Source organism: Brevundimonas sanguinis (assembly GCF_029636725.1).
In the GTDB taxonomy this organism is placed as follows: domain Bacteria; phylum Pseudomonadota; class Alphaproteobacteria; order Caulobacterales; family Caulobacteraceae; genus Brevundimonas; species Brevundimonas sanguinis.
Map to the genome: position 1 here is coordinate 2,480,385 of NZ_CP116770.1, position 17,904 is coordinate 2,498,288.

The window sequence follows — 17,904 nt, forward strand, 5'->3', positions numbered from 1 at the left end:
CGCGATGCAGTTCCAGCGCCTCCGGCTCGTCGGCTTCAAATCCTTCGTCGACCCGGCCGAGGTGCACATCGAGGCCGGTCTGACCGGCATCGTCGGGCCGAACGGCTGCGGCAAGTCGAACGTTCTGGAGAGCCTGCGCTGGGTCATGGGCGCCAACTCGGCCAAGGCCATGCGCGGCCAGGGCATGGAGGACGTGATCTTCGCGGGCGCTGCGGGTCGTCCGCCGCGCAACCACGCCGAAGTCCAGCTGACCATCGACAACGCCAGCAAGCGCGCGCCCCAGCCCTTTACCGACAGCCCCCTGCTGGAAGTCTCGCGCCGGATCGAGCGCGGGCGCGGCTCGACCTATCGCATCAACGGCAAGGAGGTGCGGGCGCGCGACGTGCAGCTGCTGTTCGCCGACGCCTCGACCGGAGCCAACAGCCCAGCTCTGGTGCGTCAGGGCCAGATCAGCGAACTGATCGCCGCCAAGCCCCAGAACCGCCGCCGTATCCTCGAAGAAGCCGGGGGCGTGGCGGGCCTGCACACCCGCCGCCATGAGGCGGAGCTGCGGCTGCGGGCGGCCGAGACCAACCTCGACCGGCTGGACGACATCGGCAAGGAACTGGAGTCGACGCTGAACCGGCTGAAGCGCGAGGCGCGTCAGGCCGAGAAATACAAGAAGATTTCGGCCGAGATCCGCGCCCTGCAGGCGGCCCTGCTCCACGTCCGCTGGACCGACGCCAAGGCGGCGGCCGAGACGGCGGCGGCCGAACTGCGCGAGGCGGACCGGCTGGTGGCCGAAACGACCACGGCGGCGGCGGCGGCCCAGACGGCGGCCCTGAACGCGCAGGAAGGGCTGAAGCCCGCGCGTGAGGAAGACGCGGTCGCCACCGCCCTGCTGAACCGCGCCATCATCGAGCGCGACCGGCTGGACATGGCCGAACAGGCCGCCCGTGCCGAGGTCGACCGCCTGAAGGCCGAGGTCGCCCGCATCGAGGCCGACCGCGCGCGCGAGGACGGCATGGCCGCCGACGCGGCGCGCGAACTGGAGCGGCTGGACCGCGAGCTGGAGAAGCTGAAGGCCGAGATCGCCGCCGCCCCCGAGCGCGGGCCGGAACTGGAACGCGCCCTGCTGGAGGCCGAAGACGCGCGCAAGGCCGCCGACGCCGAGGTCGAACGGCTGGCCGGCACCCTGGCCGCCGTCGAGGCCCGCGCGAACGCAGAAAGCGCCAGGAAGCGCGACGCCGAGGCCCGGCTGGCGCGGGTTAAGGGCCAGCACGAACAGGCCCGCCGCGAACGCGAGGCGCTCGGCCCGCTGGAGACGCCCGAAATCGAAACGGCCAAGGCGGCGCTGGAGACAGCACAGGCTGAACTGACCGCCGCGCGCGAGGCCGTCGAGGCCGCCGAGGCCAAGCGCAGCGACATCGCCCGCGCCGAGCAGGAGGCGCGCACGGCCGCCCGCGCCGCCGAGGACCGGCTGGGCCGCCTGCAGACCGAGGCGCGCGGGCTGGCGCAACTGCTGGTCACGGGCAAGCGCGAGCACCCTCCGGCGCTGGATCAGGTGTCGGCGGCCAAGGGCCATGAGGCCGCGCTGGCGGCGGCGCTGGGCGATGACCTGGACGCGGCGGTGGACGCCCGCGCCCCGGCGCACTGGGCGGGCGCCGATGCGTCTGCGCCGGACTGGCCGCAGGGCGTCGCGCCCCTGTCCGCCCATGTGACAGCGCCGGATCAGCTGGCGGCGCGTCTGGCCTTCTGCGGCGTGGCCCCGCGCGAGCGGATCGCCGAACTGGCCCGCGCCCTGCCGCGCGGCGCGCGCCTGACGACGGTTGAGGGCGACCTCTATCGCTGGGACGGCTTCGTCAGCCGCGCCGAGGCGCCCCGCCCCGCCGCGGTGCGTCTGGCCCAGCGTACGCGCCTGTCGGAACTGGAAGCCGAGATCGACCTCGGCAAGCCCGCGCTGGAGACGGCGCAAGCCGCGCTGAAGGCGGCGGGCGAAGCCTTCCGCGTCGCCGAAGAAGAGGTCAAGGCCGCGCGCCTGCGCCCCTTCACGCTGGACAAGCAGGTCGTCTCGGCCCGCGACCGGCTGGAATCCCTGATGCGCGATCAGGCCCGCAAGGAAGCCCGCGCCCAGTCGCTGGACGAAAGCGTGGCCCGGCTGGACGGCGAGGTGCAGGAGGCCGAAGCCGCCTTCGCCGAGGCCAGTTCGGTGGAGTCGTCCTCCGATGTCGTCGTCGGCCTGCGTCAGGAACTGACGCAGGCGCGAGGCGGGGCCGAGCGCGCCCGGCTGGCCGCGCAGGCCGCTCGCTCGACCCGCGACGAGGAGGCCCGCGACCGCGCCATGCGCGAGCAGCGTCTGGGCAGCCTGACCCGCGCCCGCGAGGGCTGGGTCACGCGATCCAGCGACAGCGCCGCCCGCCTCAAGGCGCTGGAGCGCGATGCCGAAAAGGCGCAAGCCTCGCTGACTAAGGCCGAGGCGGCGCCCGCCGGTTTCGCCGAGCAACGCAACGCCCTGATGGACTCTCTGGCCGAGGCCGAGAAGCGCAAGCAGGCGGCGACCGACGCCGTCGCCGTCGCCGAAGCGGGAGCGCAGGAGGCCGACCGCGCCGCGCGCGCCGCCGAAACCGCCACTTCCCAGGCCCGCGAGAGCCGGGCGGGCCTGTCCGCCCGCGCCGAGGCCGCCGCCGAGAAGCTGGCCGAGAGCGCCGCCAACATCCGCGAGACGGCGCAGATGTCGCCCGAGGAACTGGGCCGGAAGCTGACCGACGACGCCATCGCCCGCCCGCCGGACGCGGCGGGGGCCGAGAGCCTGCTTTACGGCCTGGAGCGCGAGCGCGAGGCGCTGGGCGCCGTCAACCTGCGCGCGGAGGAAGAGGCGGCCGAATACGGCGACCGGCTCAGCGCCATGAAGACCGAGCGCATCGACCTGACGCAGGCGATCGCCAAACTCAGGGACGGCATCGACGAACTGAACGCCGAGGGGCGCGAGCGGCTGATCGCCGCCTTCGACGTCATCAACACCAACTTCAAGACCCTGTTCGAGGCCCTGTTCGGCGGCGGCCAGGCTGAGCTGAAGCTGGTCGAGAGCGACGATCCGCTGGAGGCGGGGCTGGAAATCTACGCCTGCCCGCCCGGCAAGCGGCTGTCGGTCATGAGCCTGATGAGCGGCGGCGAGCAGGCGCTGACGGCGGCGGCGCTGATCTTCGGCGTCTTCCTGGCCAATCCGGCGCCGGTCTGCGTGCTGGACGAGGTCGACGCGCCGTTGGACGACGCCAACGTCGACCGCTTCTGCCGGATGCTGCACGAGATGCGCAGCCGCACCGACACCCGCTTCATCGTCATCACCCACAACCCGGTGACCATGAGCCGGATGGACCGCCTCTACGGCGTCACCATGCCCGAGCGCGGCATGAGCCAGTTGGTCAGCGTCGACCTGCAACAGGCCGAAGAGATCGTCACGGCGTAGAGGTCGCCTCTCCTCCCCATGCAATGGGGAGGTGGCTCGGCGGCGCAGCCGACGAGACGGAGGGGCTGCTTGGTTCCGCTGTCGCAGAGCCCCTCCACCGCTACGCGGTCCCCCTCCCCATTTCATGGGGAGGAAAAGCTCAGCGTTTCCGGCGTCGCATGGCTGAGCGCACGTCGCTCAAGACGGGTCCTATCAGGAACCACGGCTCGATGCAGTAGCGCGTAAACAACCGCTTCGGATCGGCGAACAGGCGGAACAGCCATTCGACGCCCAGCCGCCCCATCCAGCGCGGCGCAGCCCTCTGCACCCCGGCCTCATAGTCAAAGGCGGCGCCCACGGGCAGGATCGGAACCGTCGGCAGAGCGGCCAGATTGTCCGCGATCCAAAGCTCTTGACGCGGCATCCCCATGCCGACGAACAGCACGTGCGGGGCGAAATCGTTGATCGCCGCCAGAACCGCCATATTGCCCAGAGATCCCGGCGTGGCGTCGAAATAGCCGCTGAGCCCCTTCACCGTCGCGCGCGGGTAGCGAGCCGTCAGGCGACCTGCCGCCTCTTCGGCCACACCGTCGGCGCCGCCGATATAGAGGACGCGCCAGGCCCTGCGGTCGGCCAGGCTCCAGAAATGATCGCGCCAGTCCAGATAGGTGCAGCGGTGCTGCGGCCGCGCCGGATAGCCCAGCAGACGGGCGAAATGGATCAGAGGCGTCGAGTCCAGCTCGATCAGATCGGCCGCCTCGTACAGACGCCGCATCCCCGGCGTGCGCCGGATCAGATAGAGGCTGTGCAGATTGTGGTTGGCGACGATGGACTGCACGCCCGCGTCCACGCTGCGCTCCAGATGCAGCAGAACCTCTTCGGGGCGGACCAGATCGACCGGCTCGCCCAGCAGGGTGATCCGCTCGTCTGGCCGGCGCGTCTGGCGAAATGGCGCGCGCGGCCGCCGACGTCGGTCCGGCGGCGGGCCGGAGGGGTCAAAACCGGGCGGCGCGTAATACATGACGGCTGTCTAGCCTGGCGGTTTCAACATCGGGTATGCGGACAGGGTTAATCCAAACCGAACACCGGCGCACCTCGGAGCCAGCATGCTGACCATCCCCCCGCCGCCGCCGGCCGTCGAAGCCGCGCCGCCGCCGCTGTTGGCCTTTACCAGCAGCAACCGGTTCGCCGTCTTCGCCGATCTGGCGTCGATCAGGCCGGAGCCCGGCGAGCGCGCCACTGTCGTGCGGATGCGGTCGCTGCAGATCAGCCGCGAGGACATGCTGATCGGGGGCATCGCCTATGTCGGCGGCTGGTCGTGGTGGCGATTCGACTGCGCCGCCTGGACGGCCGACCGGCTGGACTTCGCGTCGCTGCGCGCGGACGGGACCGAAGGGCCTGTCACGCCCGAGAACGCGCCACCGGCCCCGATCACGCCGGGTCAGGACGCTGCGGCGCTGGCCGCGGCGGCGTGCGGAAAGGCTGTTCCGGCGGTGGAGGCGACCTCGACAGCGGCGGCGGTTTGGATCGGCCGCGCGCGTCTGGTTCCCTGATCGTCAGGCCGTTTCCGGCTTCAGGCGCAGGCCGCCGCGTTCCTCGCGATCCAGGTCGACGCGGTCGCGCGGCAGGGCCTCGCGGCATTCGTCGCGCATGAAGGCCAGCATCTTCTCGCGCACCTCGGCGCGCAGATCGAAGGCGACCGAGGCGTTGCGCGCGCTGGTCAGGCAGCGGACCTGGGCCGTGCGTTCGGTGATGTCGGTGACCTGCAGGGCCACCACGTCGCCGTCCCAATGCGGCGAGGCGTGGGCGATCTGCTCCAGCTTCACCCGCAGCCGCTCGATGGGGGCCTCATAGTCGACATAGAGGAAGACCACGCCGATCAGGCGCGAATCCTCGCGCGTCCAGTTCTGGAACGGCTTCTGGATGAAGTAGGTCAGCGGCAGCACCATGCGCCGCCAGTCCCACAGCTTGACCACCACATAGGTCGAGGTGATCTCCTCGACCCGGCCCCACTCGCCCTCGACGATGACGGCGTCGTCCAGGCGGATCGGCTGGGCGGTGGCGATCTGGATGCCCGCGATCAGGTTGGTCAGGAAGGGCTGCAGCGCCAGACCGGCGACGATGCCGACCACGCCCGCCGAGGCCAGCAGCGACAGGCCCCACTGCTTGACGCCTGGAATGGTCAGCAGCGCCAGCCCCAGGGTGATCAGGCCGATCAATATGGCGGCGACCCGCTGCAGGATGCGCGTCTGGGTGACGTGCTTGCGGGCGTAGAGGTTGTCCTCCGCCTCCATGTTGAACTTCTTCAGGTGGACGATGGCGCCCATGTCCACCGCGCCGGCCAGCATCCAGCCGGACACCAGGATGAAGCAGAACAGCAGGGTCCGGCGGATGAACAGCGACGGCTCGGGCGCCAGAGGCGACACCGTGACCGCCAGCGCCAGGGCGATGATCATCACCGCCAGCCGCACCTTCAGCCGGGCGCGCTTCAGCATCCCCTTCCAGAAGGCGTCTCGGTTGCGCACCGCCAGCTTCAGCAGGGCGAACACCACCTGGTTGGCCGCCCAGCCGATGAAGACGAAGGCGACCGTGATGATCGAAATCACCGCCCACTTCGGCAGCCAGTGAAACTGACGCCAGAGGGCGAACACGGTGTTGGTCAGGTCGAGCACGAACTGGGGCATGGCTAAACCATAGCCCTTCTCCCCGCCGGGGGAGAAGGTGGCTCGCGCAGCGAGACGGTTGAGGGGGACGCCAAATGACGCAAACCCCCATCAGCCCGTCTCGATGAGGGAAGCGCCCCCTCATCCGAGCGGCTTCGCCGCCCACCTTCTCCCCCGGCGGGGAGAAGGGTCTTATCGAGCCGCCTGCTCCACCAGATCGGCCAGCCGTTGCGCGGCGTCGGGGATGGCGACCGAACGAGCCGCCGCCGACATGGCCGCCAGCGCCGCAGGATCGGACAGGATGGCGGTCAGGGCGGTCGTCAGCGTCTCGACGGTCAGGTCGTCCTCGGCGATCACCTTCGCGGCGCCCGCCTGAGCCAGCGCGCGCGCGTTCAGCGTCTGGTGGTCGTCCATGGCGATCTTCAGCGGGATCAGCACCGACGGCAGGGCCGCCACGGCCAACTCCGAACAGGTGGAAGCGCCCGCCCGCGCGATCACCAGATGCGCCTTGGACAGCCGGTCGGCCATGTCGCGGAAGAAGGGGGCGACCTCGGCCTGGATCCCGGCGTCCAGATAGATCTGGCGCGCGGCCTCCAGCGTCTCGGGCCGCGACTGCTGTTGCACCTTCAGCCGATTGCGGATGGCCTCGGGCAGGGCCGCCAGCGCGCGCGGCGTGGTCTCGGACAGGATGCGGGCGCCCTGACTGCCGCCGGTCACCAGCACATGGATCGGGCCGCCGCCCGCCGGCGCGACATAGGCCCGATCGAACAGGGCGCGGATGTCGGGCCGCACCGGATTGCCGACCAGCTGGACGCGGTCCTTCAGCTTGTCCGGCGCCCGGCCCAGGGTCGGAAAGGCCGCCGCGATCACGCCCACGCTGGGCGCCAGATAGCGGTTGGTGCGGCCCAGCACCGCGTTCTGCTCATGGATCACGGTCGGGCGGCGCGTCGTCACCGCCGCCAGCAGGGCCGGCGCCGACGGATAGCCGCCGAAGCCCACCACCACGTCCGCGCCGGTGCGCTGGAACGCGGCCTTGGCCTGGCCGACGCCCTTCATGATGGCCAGACCGGCCTTCATCAGGCCGATGGGGCCGGAGCCGGTCGCTGCGTCCAGCGCCAGACGCTCTTCGGCCGGAAAGGCGTGGGCGTACTGCTCGCCGCGTTTGTCGGTGGCCAGCACCACGCGCCAGCCGCGCGCCGCCATCTCGCGGGCCAGGGCCTCGGCGGGGAACATATGGCCGCCGGTGCCCCCGGCGGCGACGACGCAGACCTTGGTCATGAGCGATACTCTCTTACGGCAGCAGGCGACGGCGCGGGGCGACGTTCGAGCCGAGTTCATAGGCGCCCGGACGGCGCCGGGTCAGGGCGAGCGCAAACCCCATGGTCAGCCCCATGGCCATCATGGACGAGCCGCCATAGCTGATGAAGGGCAGCGTCATGCCCTTGGTCGGGATCAGGTTCAGGTTCACCGCCACATTGATGCAGGCCTGAAGCCCTATCAGCATGAACAGCCCCGCCGCCGCCGTCTGTTCGAAGGAGTCGTTCAGCTTCATCGCCTTGCGCATCCCGCGAATGACGATGAAGGCGTAGAGGCCGATCATGATCAACGACAGCACCAGGCCGAACTCTTCGGCGCCGACGGAATAGATGAAGTCGGTGTGCAGGTCGGGCACGTGGCGCTTCATCACGCCCTCGCCGATGCCGCGCCCGATCAGCCCCCCGTTGCGAATGGCCTCGGAGGCGCGGTCGATCTGGTGGGTGTCGGTCGTCTCGGGCGACAGGAAGCGGCTGAGACGGTCGCGCATGTGGCCGAACATGAAATACAGCGACACCACCCCGCCCGCTCCCATGGCGGCGATGACGGCGACCCACTTCAGCGGCACCCCGGCCATGAAGAAGACGGCCATGAAGGTGGTGGTGACCAGCAGCGTCTGGCCGATGTCCGGCTGGATCAGCAACAGGCCGACCGTCAGCGCCCAGAGGCCGAAGGCGATGCTGACGCCCGGCACGCCCTCGCCCTTCTGGGCCTCGGCGAACATCCAGGCGGCGAAGACGATCAGGCCCGGCTTGGCGAACTCGGACGGCTGCAGGCTGAACGGCCCCAGATTGATCCAGCGCGCCGCGCCCTTCACCGTGTCGCCGACGATCGGCAGGGCGGCCATGACCAGGATGGAGCAGATCAGGGCCAGCACCGCGATCCGCCGCACGCCGCGCGGCGACAGCAGCGACGCGCCCAGCATCACGAACAGTCCCATGGTCGAGAAGACCATCATCCGCCAGGAGTAGTGGAAGGGATCGGTGATGGATTCGTCCGCCCCGATCGCCGCCGGGCTGGAGGCGAAACTCAGCGCCACGCCCAGCGCCATCAACGTCAGCGCCGCGCCCAGCAGGCCGCGATCCACCGTCCAGAACCAGCGCGCCACCATGCTCTGGTCGTTGCGCGAGAAGGGATGGCTGTAGCTGTTGTGCGTCATGCGGCGGGCTCCGGCCGTGCGCCCAGTCCCAGGACGGCGGCGCGGAACGCCTCGCCCCGGACCTCGAAATCGGGAAACTGATCGAAGCTGGCGCAGGCGGGCGACAGCAGGACGACCTGCTCGCCCCCGGCCATCGCGGCGTCGGCGGCGGCCAGTTCGACGGCGCGCTCCATCGTCTGGGCGACGACGTGCGGGGTATCGGCCAGGGTCACGGCGAAGGCGTCCGCCGCCTCCCCGATCAGATAAGCCTTGGCCACGCGCGCGAAGAGGTCGCGCAAGCTGTCGATCCCGCCCTCCTTGGCCTTGCCACCCGCGATCCAGAAGACGGACGGGTAGGAGGCCAGCGCCTGCCGCGCGGCGTCGGCGTTGGTGGCCTTAGAGTCATTGATGAAGCGCACGGCGCCGAGACGGCCGACGGCCTCCATCCGGTGCGACAGGCCGGGGAAGGTCAGCAGGCCCTCGACCGCCGCCTCATGCGACACGCCCAGCGCCCGCGCCGCGGCATAGGCGAAGGCGGCGTTCTGGGCGTTGTGGCGACCGGGAAGCGAGCGGGCGGCGGTCAGGTCAGCCAGCACTTCGCCGCCCGCCATCAACACGCCCGCGGCCGCCGAAAACCCTTCTCCCCTCGGGGGAGAAGGTGGGCCGCGAAGCGGCTCGGATGAGGGGGACGCCAGATACGACGGCGCCTCTTCGGCAGGGAACGCGGCAGGGGACACGTCCCCCTCATCCGTCTTGCTCCGCAAGCCACCTTCTCCCCCGAGGGGAGAAGGAAGACTCAGAACCGTCTCAACCCGCCGCCCCTGCGCTTGCAGGTCCGCCGCGATCTTCCGCCCCCACTCCTCGTCCAGGCCGACCAGCGCCAGAGCCTTATCATCCTGCGCCTGGAAGATGCGGCGCTTGGCGGCGACATAGCCTTCCATCCCGCCGTGGCGGTCCAGATGGTCCGGCGATACATTGGTCAGGATCGCCACGTCCGGCGCAAAGCCCGTCGTCAGGTCCAGCTGATAGGACGACACCTCGATCACATAGACCGCATCCGCCGTCGGCTCAGGCAGAGCCAGAACCCCGATGCCGATGTTGCCGCCGATGTGGGCGCGGAGGCCCGCCTGCTTCAGCACCCAGCCGATCAGGGCCGTGGTCGTGGACTTGCCGTTGGTGCCGGTGATGGCGACCACGCGCGGCCGATCCCCCGGCGGCAAGGCGGTCAGCGCCCGCGCGAACAGCTCCACATCGCCGATGACCGGCACGCCCGCCTCATGGGCGCGCAGGGCGCTCCAGTGCGGCTTGGGATGGGTCAGCGGCGCGCCCGGCGACAGCACCAGGGCGGCGAACCCGGACCAGTCGGCGCGGGTCAGATCCTCGACCAGGAAGCCTTCGGCCTCGGCCTGCATGCGGCCCGAGACGCCGTCGTCCCACAGCACGGGGACGGCCCCGCCCGCCTGCAGCGCGCGCGCCGCCGTGATCCCCGACCGCCCCAGGCCGAAGACCGCAACGCGACGCCCCTCGAAGCCGGGAACGGGGATCATCGGCTCAACGCAGCTTCAGCGTGGCCAGCCCGGCCAGGGCCAGCATGGCGGCGACGATCCAGAAGCGGATCACCACGGTCGATTCCGGCCAGCCCATCTTCTCGAAATGGTGGTGGATCGGCGCCATCAGGAAGATGCGCTTTCCGGTCAGCTTGAAGTAGCCGACCTGGATCATGACCGAGGCCGCCTCGACCACGAACAGGCCGCCCACGATGCCCAGCACCAGCTCGTGCTTGGTCGCCACGGCCATCGAGCCCAGAGCGCCGCCCAGGGCCAGCGAGCCGGTGTCGCCCATGAAGATCTTGGCCGGCGGGGCGTTGTACCACAGGAAGCCCATGCCCCCGCCGATGATGGCGGCGCAGAAGATCGCCAGCTCGCCCGCGCCGGGCACGTGGTGGACCTGCAGATAGTCGGCGAAGAGGAAGTTGCCGACCAGATATGAGATGATGCCGAAGGCGCCCGCCGCCATCATCACCGGCACGATGGCCAGGCCGTCCAGCCCGTCCGTCAGGTTCACCGCATTGGAAAAGCCGATGATGGTGAAGGCCGCAAAGACCACATAGAACCAGCCGATGTTCAGCAGCACCGCCTTCAGGAAGGGGAAGGCGATCGAGGTCTCAAGCCCCGGCGAGGTCGGCGACTGGGTCATCCACAACACCGTCAGCACGCCAGCGATCACCGCCACGACCGTCTGGGCCGCCAGCTTCTGCTTGGACGTCAGCCCGGCCGACGTCTGTTTCGTCACCTTGGCGTAGTCGTCGATGAAGCCCAGCACGCCGAACGCCGCCGTCACGCCCGAGACGATCCAGATGTAGGGATTGGTCAGGTCGCCCCACAGGAAGACCGCCACGCCGATGCCCGCCAGGATCATCAGACCGCCCATCGTGGGCGTGCCGACCTTGGACAGGTGCGACACCGGGCCGTCGTCGCGGATCGGCTGACCGCGGCCCTGCTTGGCGCGAATCCAGTTGATGAAACGGCTGCCCATGGCGACCGCCACGATCATGGCCGTGGCCATGGCCAGGGCCACGCGCACGGTCTGATACTGGATCAGGTGCAGCAGCGGATATTCCTGGGCGATGTCCGCGTAATAGAGATAGAGCAGATAGAACATTCTTGGGTGACCCTATCGCGTCGCGCGCGGCGCGCCGCTGCTTGAGGGGTTGTTGCCTTGTTCGGTCACGCCGAGATTTGCAAGCGCGGCCGCGACCAGCGAGGCCTTTGATCCGTTCGAGCCCTTGACCATGACGACGTCGCCCGGCCGGACCAGGCTGGCGGCCTCGGCGGCCAGCTCGGCGGCGGTCTCGCGCCACTGCCCGCGCAGCGACGGCGGCAGCGCCTCATGCAGCAGGCGCATCTGCGGCCCGGCCGTATGCACCAGGTCCAGCCCAGCCGCAGCGATGGCAGGGGCCAGGCCTTCGTGCAGGGCGCGGCTGTGCTCGCCCAGCTCCAGCATGTCGCTCAGCACGACGACACGGCGCCCGCCCGGCCCAACCGGCTTGGCGACCAGGCTGGCGAAGCCCGCCTTCATCGACAGCGAATTGGCGTTGTAGCTCTCGTCGATCAGGGTGAAGGCGCCGCCCGGGATGGCGACCGTCCTCATCTGCCCCCTGCCCGCCAGCGGCTGAAAGCCCGCCAGCGCCTGCAAGGCCGTCTCCAGCGACACGTCCAGCGCCTGCAGCATCAGGATGACGCACAGGCTGTTCAGCCCCCAGTGCACGCCGGACTGGGCAAGGCGGTATTCGATGCGCTGTCCATCCAGCTCGGCCGTGACGGTCGCGCCCTCGCTGTCGGCGACGAAGTCCAGCAGGCGCGCGTCGCAGCCAGGCGCATGGCCGAAGCTCCGCACGACGGCCCCGGCCTTTTCCGCGCCCTGACGCACAATGTCGGCGTGGGCGTCGGCGGCGTTGACCACGGCGATGCCGCCCGGAGCCAGCCCCTCGAAGATGGCGGCCTTTTCGCGCGCCACGCCCGCCTCGCCGTCAGCGAAGGCCTCGATATGCACCGGCCCGACCGTGGTGACGCAGGCTGCGTGCGGGCGCACGAAGGCCGACAGCGGCCCGATCTCGCCCGGATGGTTCATGCCGATCTCAAACACGGCGCGATCCGTGCCCTGGGGCATGCGCGCCAGCGTCAGCGGCACGCCGATGTGGTTGTTGTAGCTCTTGATCGAGGCGTGGCTGGACCCCGCCAGATCAAGGCCCGCCTTGATCGCCTGGGTCACGCTGGTCTTGCCGACGCTGCCGGTGACGGCCCCGCGCAGGCGGGCGCGATCGCGCGCGGCGACGCCCATCGCCTCCAGCCCCTTCAGGGTGTCGGGAACCAGGACGTAAGGTCCGCCCTCGACCGGCCGGTCGACCAGGGCCACGGTCGCGCCGGCGGCGAAGGCGGCCTCGGCGAACTCATGCCCGTCGCGCGCGCCGTGCAGGGCCAGGAACAGGTCGCCCGGCTGAATCTCGCGGCTGTTGTAGGTCAGGCCCGAGACAGGAACATCGGGTCCGTGAAGTTGGCCGCCGGTCGCCGAGGCGATCGCTTCGGCGGTCCAGAGCGGCGTGTGAGCGTCAGGCATGATCTTTCAGGGCTTCGGTCGCTTCGGCGGCGTCGTCGAAGGGGTGCACGACCCCGCCGACGATCTGACCCTGTTCATGCCCTTTTCCGGCGATCACGACCACATCTCCTTCACGCATCAGGGATATGGCGTGGCGGATGGCCTCGCGACGGTCGCCGACTTCCAGCGCGTCCGGGCAGCCCGCACGCACCTGAGCGCGGATGGCGGCGGGGTCTTCCGAGCGCGGATTGTCGTCGGTGACGATGGCCACGTCGGCCAGACGCCCGGCGATCTCGCCCATCAGCGGACGCTTGGCCCGATCCCTGTCGCCGCCCGCGCCGAAGACGACGATGAGGCGGCCCGTCGCGTGCGGGCGCAGGGCGTTCAGCACCGTCTCCAGCCCGTCGGGCGTGTGGGCGTAGTCGACATAGACCTCGCCCCCGCGCGCGCCGCCCGGGATGCGTTGCAGGCGGCCCTGCGCGCCCTGAATCAGCTCCAGCGCCGGGATCACCTGGTCGGGATCTTCGCCGCCCGCGATGCACAGGCCCGCCGCCACCAGGGCGTTGGACGCCTGAAACGCGCCCGCGAGAGGCAGCAGAATGTCATGCACCCGGCCGCGCGCATCAAGGGTCAGGCGCTGGCCCTCCGGCGTCGCCCGGCGCGCTAGCAGCGTCAGGTCGCGCCCGCGCTCGCCCACGCCCATCACGCCCAGACCGGCCATGATCGAGGCCGAGGCGAAGGCCGAATAGGCGTCCGAGTCCGCATTCAGAACGGCCGTGCGCCCGCGCGGCAGCAGGGCCTCGAACAGGCGCAGCTTGGCGGCGCGGTACTCGTCCATCGTGCCGTGATAGTCGAGGTGGTCCTGGGTCAGATTGGTGAAGCCCGCGGCCTTGATCGCCACCCCGTCCAGGCGCCGCTGGTCGATGCCGTGGGACGAGGCTTCGAGCGCCAGGTGCGTCACCTCCTTGCGGGCCAGTTCGGCCAGCAGACGCGCGGCCTCGGCGGCGTCGGGGCTGGTCAGGCCGGGGCCGGTCAGGGCGTAGGTCTTGTCGCCCTTCTGGCCGACGACGCCCAGGGTGCCCATGCTGGCCGACTTCAAGCCCAGGCCGGCCCAGATCTGGCGGCAGAAGTTGGCGACCGAGGTCTTGCCGTTGGTGCCGGTCACCGCGACGCAGGTGCGCGGCTGGGCGCCGTAGAAGGCGCGTGCGGCGATGGCGTAGGCCCGATGCACGTCGCCCGACCCGACCAGGACCGGCGCCGCGCCCGCAGGCGTGTCCGACGGCGCCAGCACGGCGGCGGCGCCTTTCGCCAGGGCTTGCGGAATGAAGGCGCGGCCGTCGGCCTGCGTCCCCGGCAGGGCGACGAACAGGGCGCCGGGCACGACCTGACGGCTGTCGGCGGTGACGGCGGTGATCTCCGGGTCGGAAGCCACATCGCGGCGCAGCAGTTCGGAGAGACGCACGTGGGCGCTGGGAAGGCTCATCGGCCGTCGCCCTCCACGTCCTGGAACTCGGGGATCTTTTCGCCGAGCGCGGTGGACCAGCGGTCGGCCTTGCGCTCGACGCCCAGGAAGCCGGCGATGCGGTTGGCGATGCGGCCCACGGCGGGCGCGGCGACATAGCCGCCGGTGCGCGGATAGACGCCCGGCTCGTCCATCAAGACGAAGACGGTGTAGCGCTTGGCGTCCACAGGCCCGTCGGCGGGGAAGACCCCGGCGAAGGAGCCGACGGCCACCGCCGGATTATAGCGGCCGTTGACCAGCTTGTTGGCCGAGCCGGTCTTGCCGCCCATGCGCAGGCCCGGCGCATCGGCGAACCGGCCCGAACCGCGCGTGACGTTGCGGCGCATCAGGTCCAGCATGGTCGCCGAGGTCTCGGGCGAGACGACCTGATGCGTCTGGGCGTTCGGACGGCCGCCCTTGCGCAGGGTCGGGGCCACATAGCGCCCGCCGTTGCTCAGCGCGCCATAGGCCGCCACATACTGGATCGGCGTGACCATGACGCCATAGCCGAAGGACAGCGACGCCAGGGTGCTGTCGTCCCACTTGCGCACCTTGGGCGGGGCGGCCGACTCCTTCAACTCGATCGGCGCGGCGTCCAGCAGGCCCAGACGGCGGAAATAGTCGCGCATCACATCGCCGCCCATCTCGACCGCCAGTCGCGAAGTGCCGATGTTGGACGAATGCAGATAGACCTCTTCCAGCGTCAGCACCTTGTTGGTGGCGTGGAAGTCGGTGATGCGGCGCTTGCCGATCTGCAGCGCCTGAGAGGCGTCGAACAGGGTGTTCATGTCGGCCCGGCCGGTATCGATGCCGGCGGCGACGGTGAAGCTCTTGAACACCGAACCCATCTCATAGTGGGCCGAGACGACGCGGTTCAGCGTGGCCTCTTCCGGCGCGGCGTTGCGGCGGTTGGCGTCATAGGTCGGCCACGAGGCCATCGCCAGAATCTCGCCTGTCTGCACGTCGGCGACGACGGCGACGGCGCCCTTGACCTTGTGCTCCTCGGCGGCGATCGCCAGCTCGTTCTCGACCACGCCCTGGACCCGCAGGTCGATCGACAGGGGGAAGTCCTCGCCCGCGACGCCCGCCGCGCGGATTTCCTGGTTGAAGGCCAGTTCGGCGCCCGCGACGCCCTCGCCGCCCGTATCCGAACGACCGATCAGATGCACGGCCGAGCTGCCCAGCGGATAGACGCGGCGGTCTTCGGGCTCGAACGTCACTCCGCCCAGCGCCAGCGCATGAACCGCGCGGCGCTCCGACGGCGTCAGGCCGGTCAGCACGATCAGGCGGCGCTCGCCGCTCATCACCTTGTCCAGGCGCTTGGCCGGGATACGCGGCAAGGCGCGGCGCAGCTGCGCCTTGGCGGCCGGAATGTCCCAGACCTCACGCGGGTCGATATAGAGGCCGTAGTGGGTGATGTTGGTAGCCAGCAGCTGGCCGTTGCGATCCACCAGATCGGCGCGCGTCAGGGCGCCGGGATGAAAGCCCGCCCCCGTCCCTCGCGCCGGCGCCAGCAACGCAGCGTGCGCCGCGCCCAAGGCCAGGCAGGCGAAAACGGCGCAGAAGGCCGCCATGATCAGGAAGATGCGGACGCGGGTGTCTTCTTCGGGCCGGGCGTCGGCGCGGGCGCGCTCGAACGAGTGCTCCAGGTTCCACACCAGGGAGGCGACCCAGCGCCCCCAGGCCGACACCGCGCCGCCGAAGGTCGCCTGCGGACGACCGCGATAGCCCATGCCGTGATGGTCATGCACGCTCATTGCACGGCCTCCACAGCGGCGGCGGGCGCGGCAGGCGCCTGCTCGGCGGGCTTCTCAGCCGGCGGCGGCGCGATTTCGGGCAGGGTCGCCTCGCCTGCCTGCTTCTTCACATCGACCGGGCCCAGACCGATCTCGCGCGACAGGGCCTCCAGGCGCGCGGGCTGCTCCAGGCGCGTGACCTCGGCGCGCAGCAGGCGGACCCGCTGGCGGTTTTCGCGAATGTCGCGCTCAATGCGGCTGATCTCGGCGCTTTCGCGGGCGGCGGCCGCCTTGGCGATATAGACGGAGAACACCAGGGCCAGGACACAGGCCACGCCGATGATCTCGACGCAGCGCACGCCGCGCACCTTCCACTCGAACAGACGCTGGACCGGGGCGGGCACGGCGATCATGCGCCCCTCCCCTTCATCGGGCCCCAGGTCGGCGCGTCCGTGCGGACAGCGGCGCGGATCTTGGCCGAGCGGGCGCGGGGGTTGGCGGCCAGTTCGGCCTCGTCCGCCTCGCGCGCGCCCTTGAACAGCAGGTCGAAGCTGGGCTTGCGCGTCTCCACCGCGACCGGCGCATGGCGCGAGCCGCCCGGCGCATTGCCGGTGCGCTCGGTCAGGAAGGCTTTGACTATGCGGTCTTCCAGCGAATGGAAGGTGACGACAACCAGCCGCCCGCCCGGCGCCAGCGTCGCCTCGGCCGCCTCCAGCCCGCGCTCCAGCTCGCCCAGCTCGTCGTTGACGGCGATGCGCAGGGCCTGGAACACGCGGGTGGCGGGATGGATGGCGGCGCCGCGCCGGCCGCCCAGGGCCTTCTCAACCACCTCGGCCAGATCGAGCGTGCGGGTGAAGGGCTGCTCGACCCGGCGACGCAGGATGGCGGTGGCGACCCGGCCCGACTGACGCTCGTCGCCGTACAGCTTGAAGATATGGGCCAGCGGCCCGTGATCCCAGGTGTTGACGATGTCGGCGGCGGTTTCGCCCCCATGGTCGGAATTGGCGGACATCCGCATATCCAGCGGCCCGTCGCGCATGAAGGAGAAGCCGCGCTCGGCCTGATCCAGCTGCATGGACGAGACGCCGATGTCGAAGACCGCGCCGTCCAGCTTGGCTTTGCCGCTTTCCTCGAACGCCTCGGCCAGGCCCGAGAAGGGGGTGCGGATCAGTTGGAAGCGATCCGGGAAGTCGCGCGCCACGGCCTCGGCGAAAGGCTGCACCGTCGGGTCGCGATCCAGCGCCACGACTTCGGCGCCGCGCTCCAGGATGGCGCGGGTGTAGCCGCCGGCTCCGAAGGTGGCGTCGATGATGACATCACCCGGCTTGGGATCGAGCGCCTCGATCACCTCGGCCAGCAGGACGGGGGCGTGGGGAGAGGTCATGCCGCCCCTCCCGCCTTGGCGGCCATCACCTGACCTTGGGCCTGGCGACGCATCTCGCCGAACTGCTTGAGGCCCTCACGCGCCATGCGGCGCTGCTCGGCGCGGTGCGCGGCCCACTTGTCCTTGTTCCAGATCTGGAAGCGTTCGCCGACGCCGTAGATGACGACCGTGTCGGACAGGTCGACCTCGGCGCACAGATGTTCGGGCAGGGTGATGCGCCCGCCCGAGTCATAGGCCAGCGGCTTCTGCTCGCCGAAGATCGAGGCCTCCAGAGCCGAACGGTAGGGATCGCCGAAGGGCAGGCTTTCGATCACCGCGCGATATTCGGCGAACAGCTTGTCGCCGCCCGCTTCCAGGCAATCGGCTTCGATGGAGGGAAAGCAGAAGACGCCGTGTTCAGCGCCGTTCTCGGCCGTGCGGAATTCCTGAGGGATCAGGAGACGGCGCTTGCCGTCCAGCTGCTTCTCGTAGGTCGAGAGAAACACGCCCTGCCCTATCGAACCCTGCGGCTCGCCCCTGAAGTCCGTTGATGAAAGCCCACGCGTCGGGCGTTCGGCCCCTACTCATGAGCGATTGGGATAGCATGGGACACAATGGGTCTCAATGGGATTAGTTGACACCCTTTAACCTAATTTGCGGTTCGCCGGGC

14 protein-coding genes are annotated in these 17,904 nt (G+C 70.2%); 2 read left to right on the forward strand and 12 right to left on the reverse strand.

Annotated features, from left to right (window positions below; all coding sequences use genetic code 11):
• The first annotated feature begins 4 nt into the window (after positions 1–4).
• On the forward strand, positions 5–3,445 hold the full coding sequence (smc, locus tag PIB44_RS12250; protein WP_278069588.1) for a chromosome segregation protein SMC: 3,441 nt from the start codon (positions 5–7) through the stop codon (positions 3,443–3,445).
• Positions 3,446–3,584: 139 nt separating this feature from the next.
• On the opposite strand, the gene PIB44_RS12255 is transcribed toward smc, so the two are convergent.
• Positions 3,585–4,445 (reverse strand): WecB/TagA/CpsF family glycosyltransferase, encoded by an 861-nt coding sequence (locus PIB44_RS12255; protein ID WP_278069589.1) that lies wholly within the window; start codon positions 4,443–4,445, stop codon positions 3,585–3,587.
• 85 nt (positions 4,446–4,530) lie between these two features.
• Here PIB44_RS12255 and PIB44_RS12260 point away from each other — a divergent pair, with 85 nt between their 5' ends.
• Complete coding sequence (locus PIB44_RS12260) at positions 4,531–4,977, forward strand: hypothetical protein (RefSeq protein WP_278069590.1); 447 nt, start codon at positions 4,531–4,533, stop codon at positions 4,975–4,977.
• Between the two features lie 3 nt (positions 4,978–4,980).
• On the opposite strand, the gene PIB44_RS12265 is transcribed toward PIB44_RS12260, so the two are convergent.
• The 11 genes from PIB44_RS12265 to PIB44_RS12315 form a co-directional block, all read right to left on the reverse strand.
• Complete coding sequence (locus PIB44_RS12265; RefSeq protein WP_278069591.1) at positions 4,981–6,108, reverse strand: mechanosensitive ion channel family protein; 1,128 nt, start codon at positions 6,106–6,108, stop codon at positions 4,981–4,983.
• Between the two features lie 171 nt (positions 6,109–6,279).
• Positions 6,280–7,365 (reverse strand): undecaprenyldiphospho-muramoylpentapeptide beta-N-acetylglucosaminyltransferase, encoded by a 1,086-nt coding sequence (gene murG, locus PIB44_RS12270; RefSeq protein WP_278069592.1) that lies wholly within the window; start codon positions 7,363–7,365, stop codon positions 6,280–6,282.
• 13 nt (positions 7,366–7,378) lie between these two features.
• Entirely contained in the window at positions 7,379–8,560 is a 1,182-nt protein-coding gene (gene ftsW, locus PIB44_RS12275) for a putative lipid II flippase FtsW (protein ID WP_025976219.1), read from the reverse strand.
• The gene (locus PIB44_RS12280; protein WP_278069593.1) at positions 8,557–10,086 is read right to left on the reverse strand and encodes a Mur ligase family protein; all 1,530 of its coding nucleotides are present in this window, start codon (positions 10,084–10,086) and stop codon (positions 8,557–8,559) included. Before PIB44_RS12280 ends, ftsW begins: the two co-directional genes overlap by 4 nt.
• A gap of 4 nt (positions 10,087–10,090) precedes the next feature.
• The gene (gene mraY / locus PIB44_RS12285; RefSeq protein WP_278069594.1) at positions 10,091–11,200 is read right to left on the reverse strand and encodes a phospho-N-acetylmuramoyl-pentapeptide-transferase; all 1,110 of its coding nucleotides are present in this window, start codon (positions 11,198–11,200) and stop codon (positions 10,091–10,093) included.
• Between the two features lie 12 nt (positions 11,201–11,212).
• Positions 11,213–12,655, reverse strand: a complete 1,443-nt coding sequence (locus PIB44_RS12290; RefSeq protein ID WP_278069595.1) for a UDP-N-acetylmuramoyl-tripeptide--D-alanyl-D-alanine ligase — start codon at positions 12,653–12,655, stop codon at positions 11,213–11,215.
• Positions 12,648–14,117: a UDP-N-acetylmuramoyl-L-alanyl-D-glutamate--2,6-diaminopimelate ligase gene (locus PIB44_RS12295; protein ID WP_278069596.1), complete on the reverse strand. Its 1,470-nt coding sequence runs from the start codon at positions 14,115–14,117 to the stop codon at positions 12,648–12,650. Before PIB44_RS12295 ends, PIB44_RS12290 begins: the two co-directional genes overlap by 8 nt.
• Positions 14,114–15,892, reverse strand: a complete 1,779-nt coding sequence (locus PIB44_RS12300; protein ID WP_025977772.1) for a peptidoglycan D,D-transpeptidase FtsI family protein — start codon at positions 15,890–15,892, stop codon at positions 14,114–14,116. The genes PIB44_RS12295 and PIB44_RS12300 overlap by 4 nt, the downstream gene beginning before the upstream one ends.
• A complete protein-coding gene (ftsL, locus tag PIB44_RS12305) occupies positions 15,889–16,284 on the reverse strand; it encodes a cell division protein FtsL (RefSeq protein WP_278069597.1) in 396 nt (131 codons plus the stop codon). The genes PIB44_RS12300 and ftsL overlap by 4 nt, the downstream gene beginning before the upstream one ends.
• Positions 16,281–17,255 (reverse strand): 16S rRNA (cytosine(1402)-N(4))-methyltransferase RsmH, encoded by a 975-nt coding sequence (rsmH, locus tag PIB44_RS12310; protein ID WP_278069598.1) that lies wholly within the window; start codon positions 17,253–17,255, stop codon positions 16,281–16,283. Before rsmH ends, ftsL begins: the two co-directional genes overlap by 4 nt.
• Positions 17,252–17,740, reverse strand: coding sequence for a division/cell wall cluster transcriptional repressor MraZ (locus tag PIB44_RS12315; protein WP_025977775.1), 489 nt, complete (start codon positions 17,738–17,740; stop codon positions 17,252–17,254). Before PIB44_RS12315 ends, rsmH begins: the two co-directional genes overlap by 4 nt.
• Positions 17,741–17,904 lie beyond the last annotated feature (164 nt).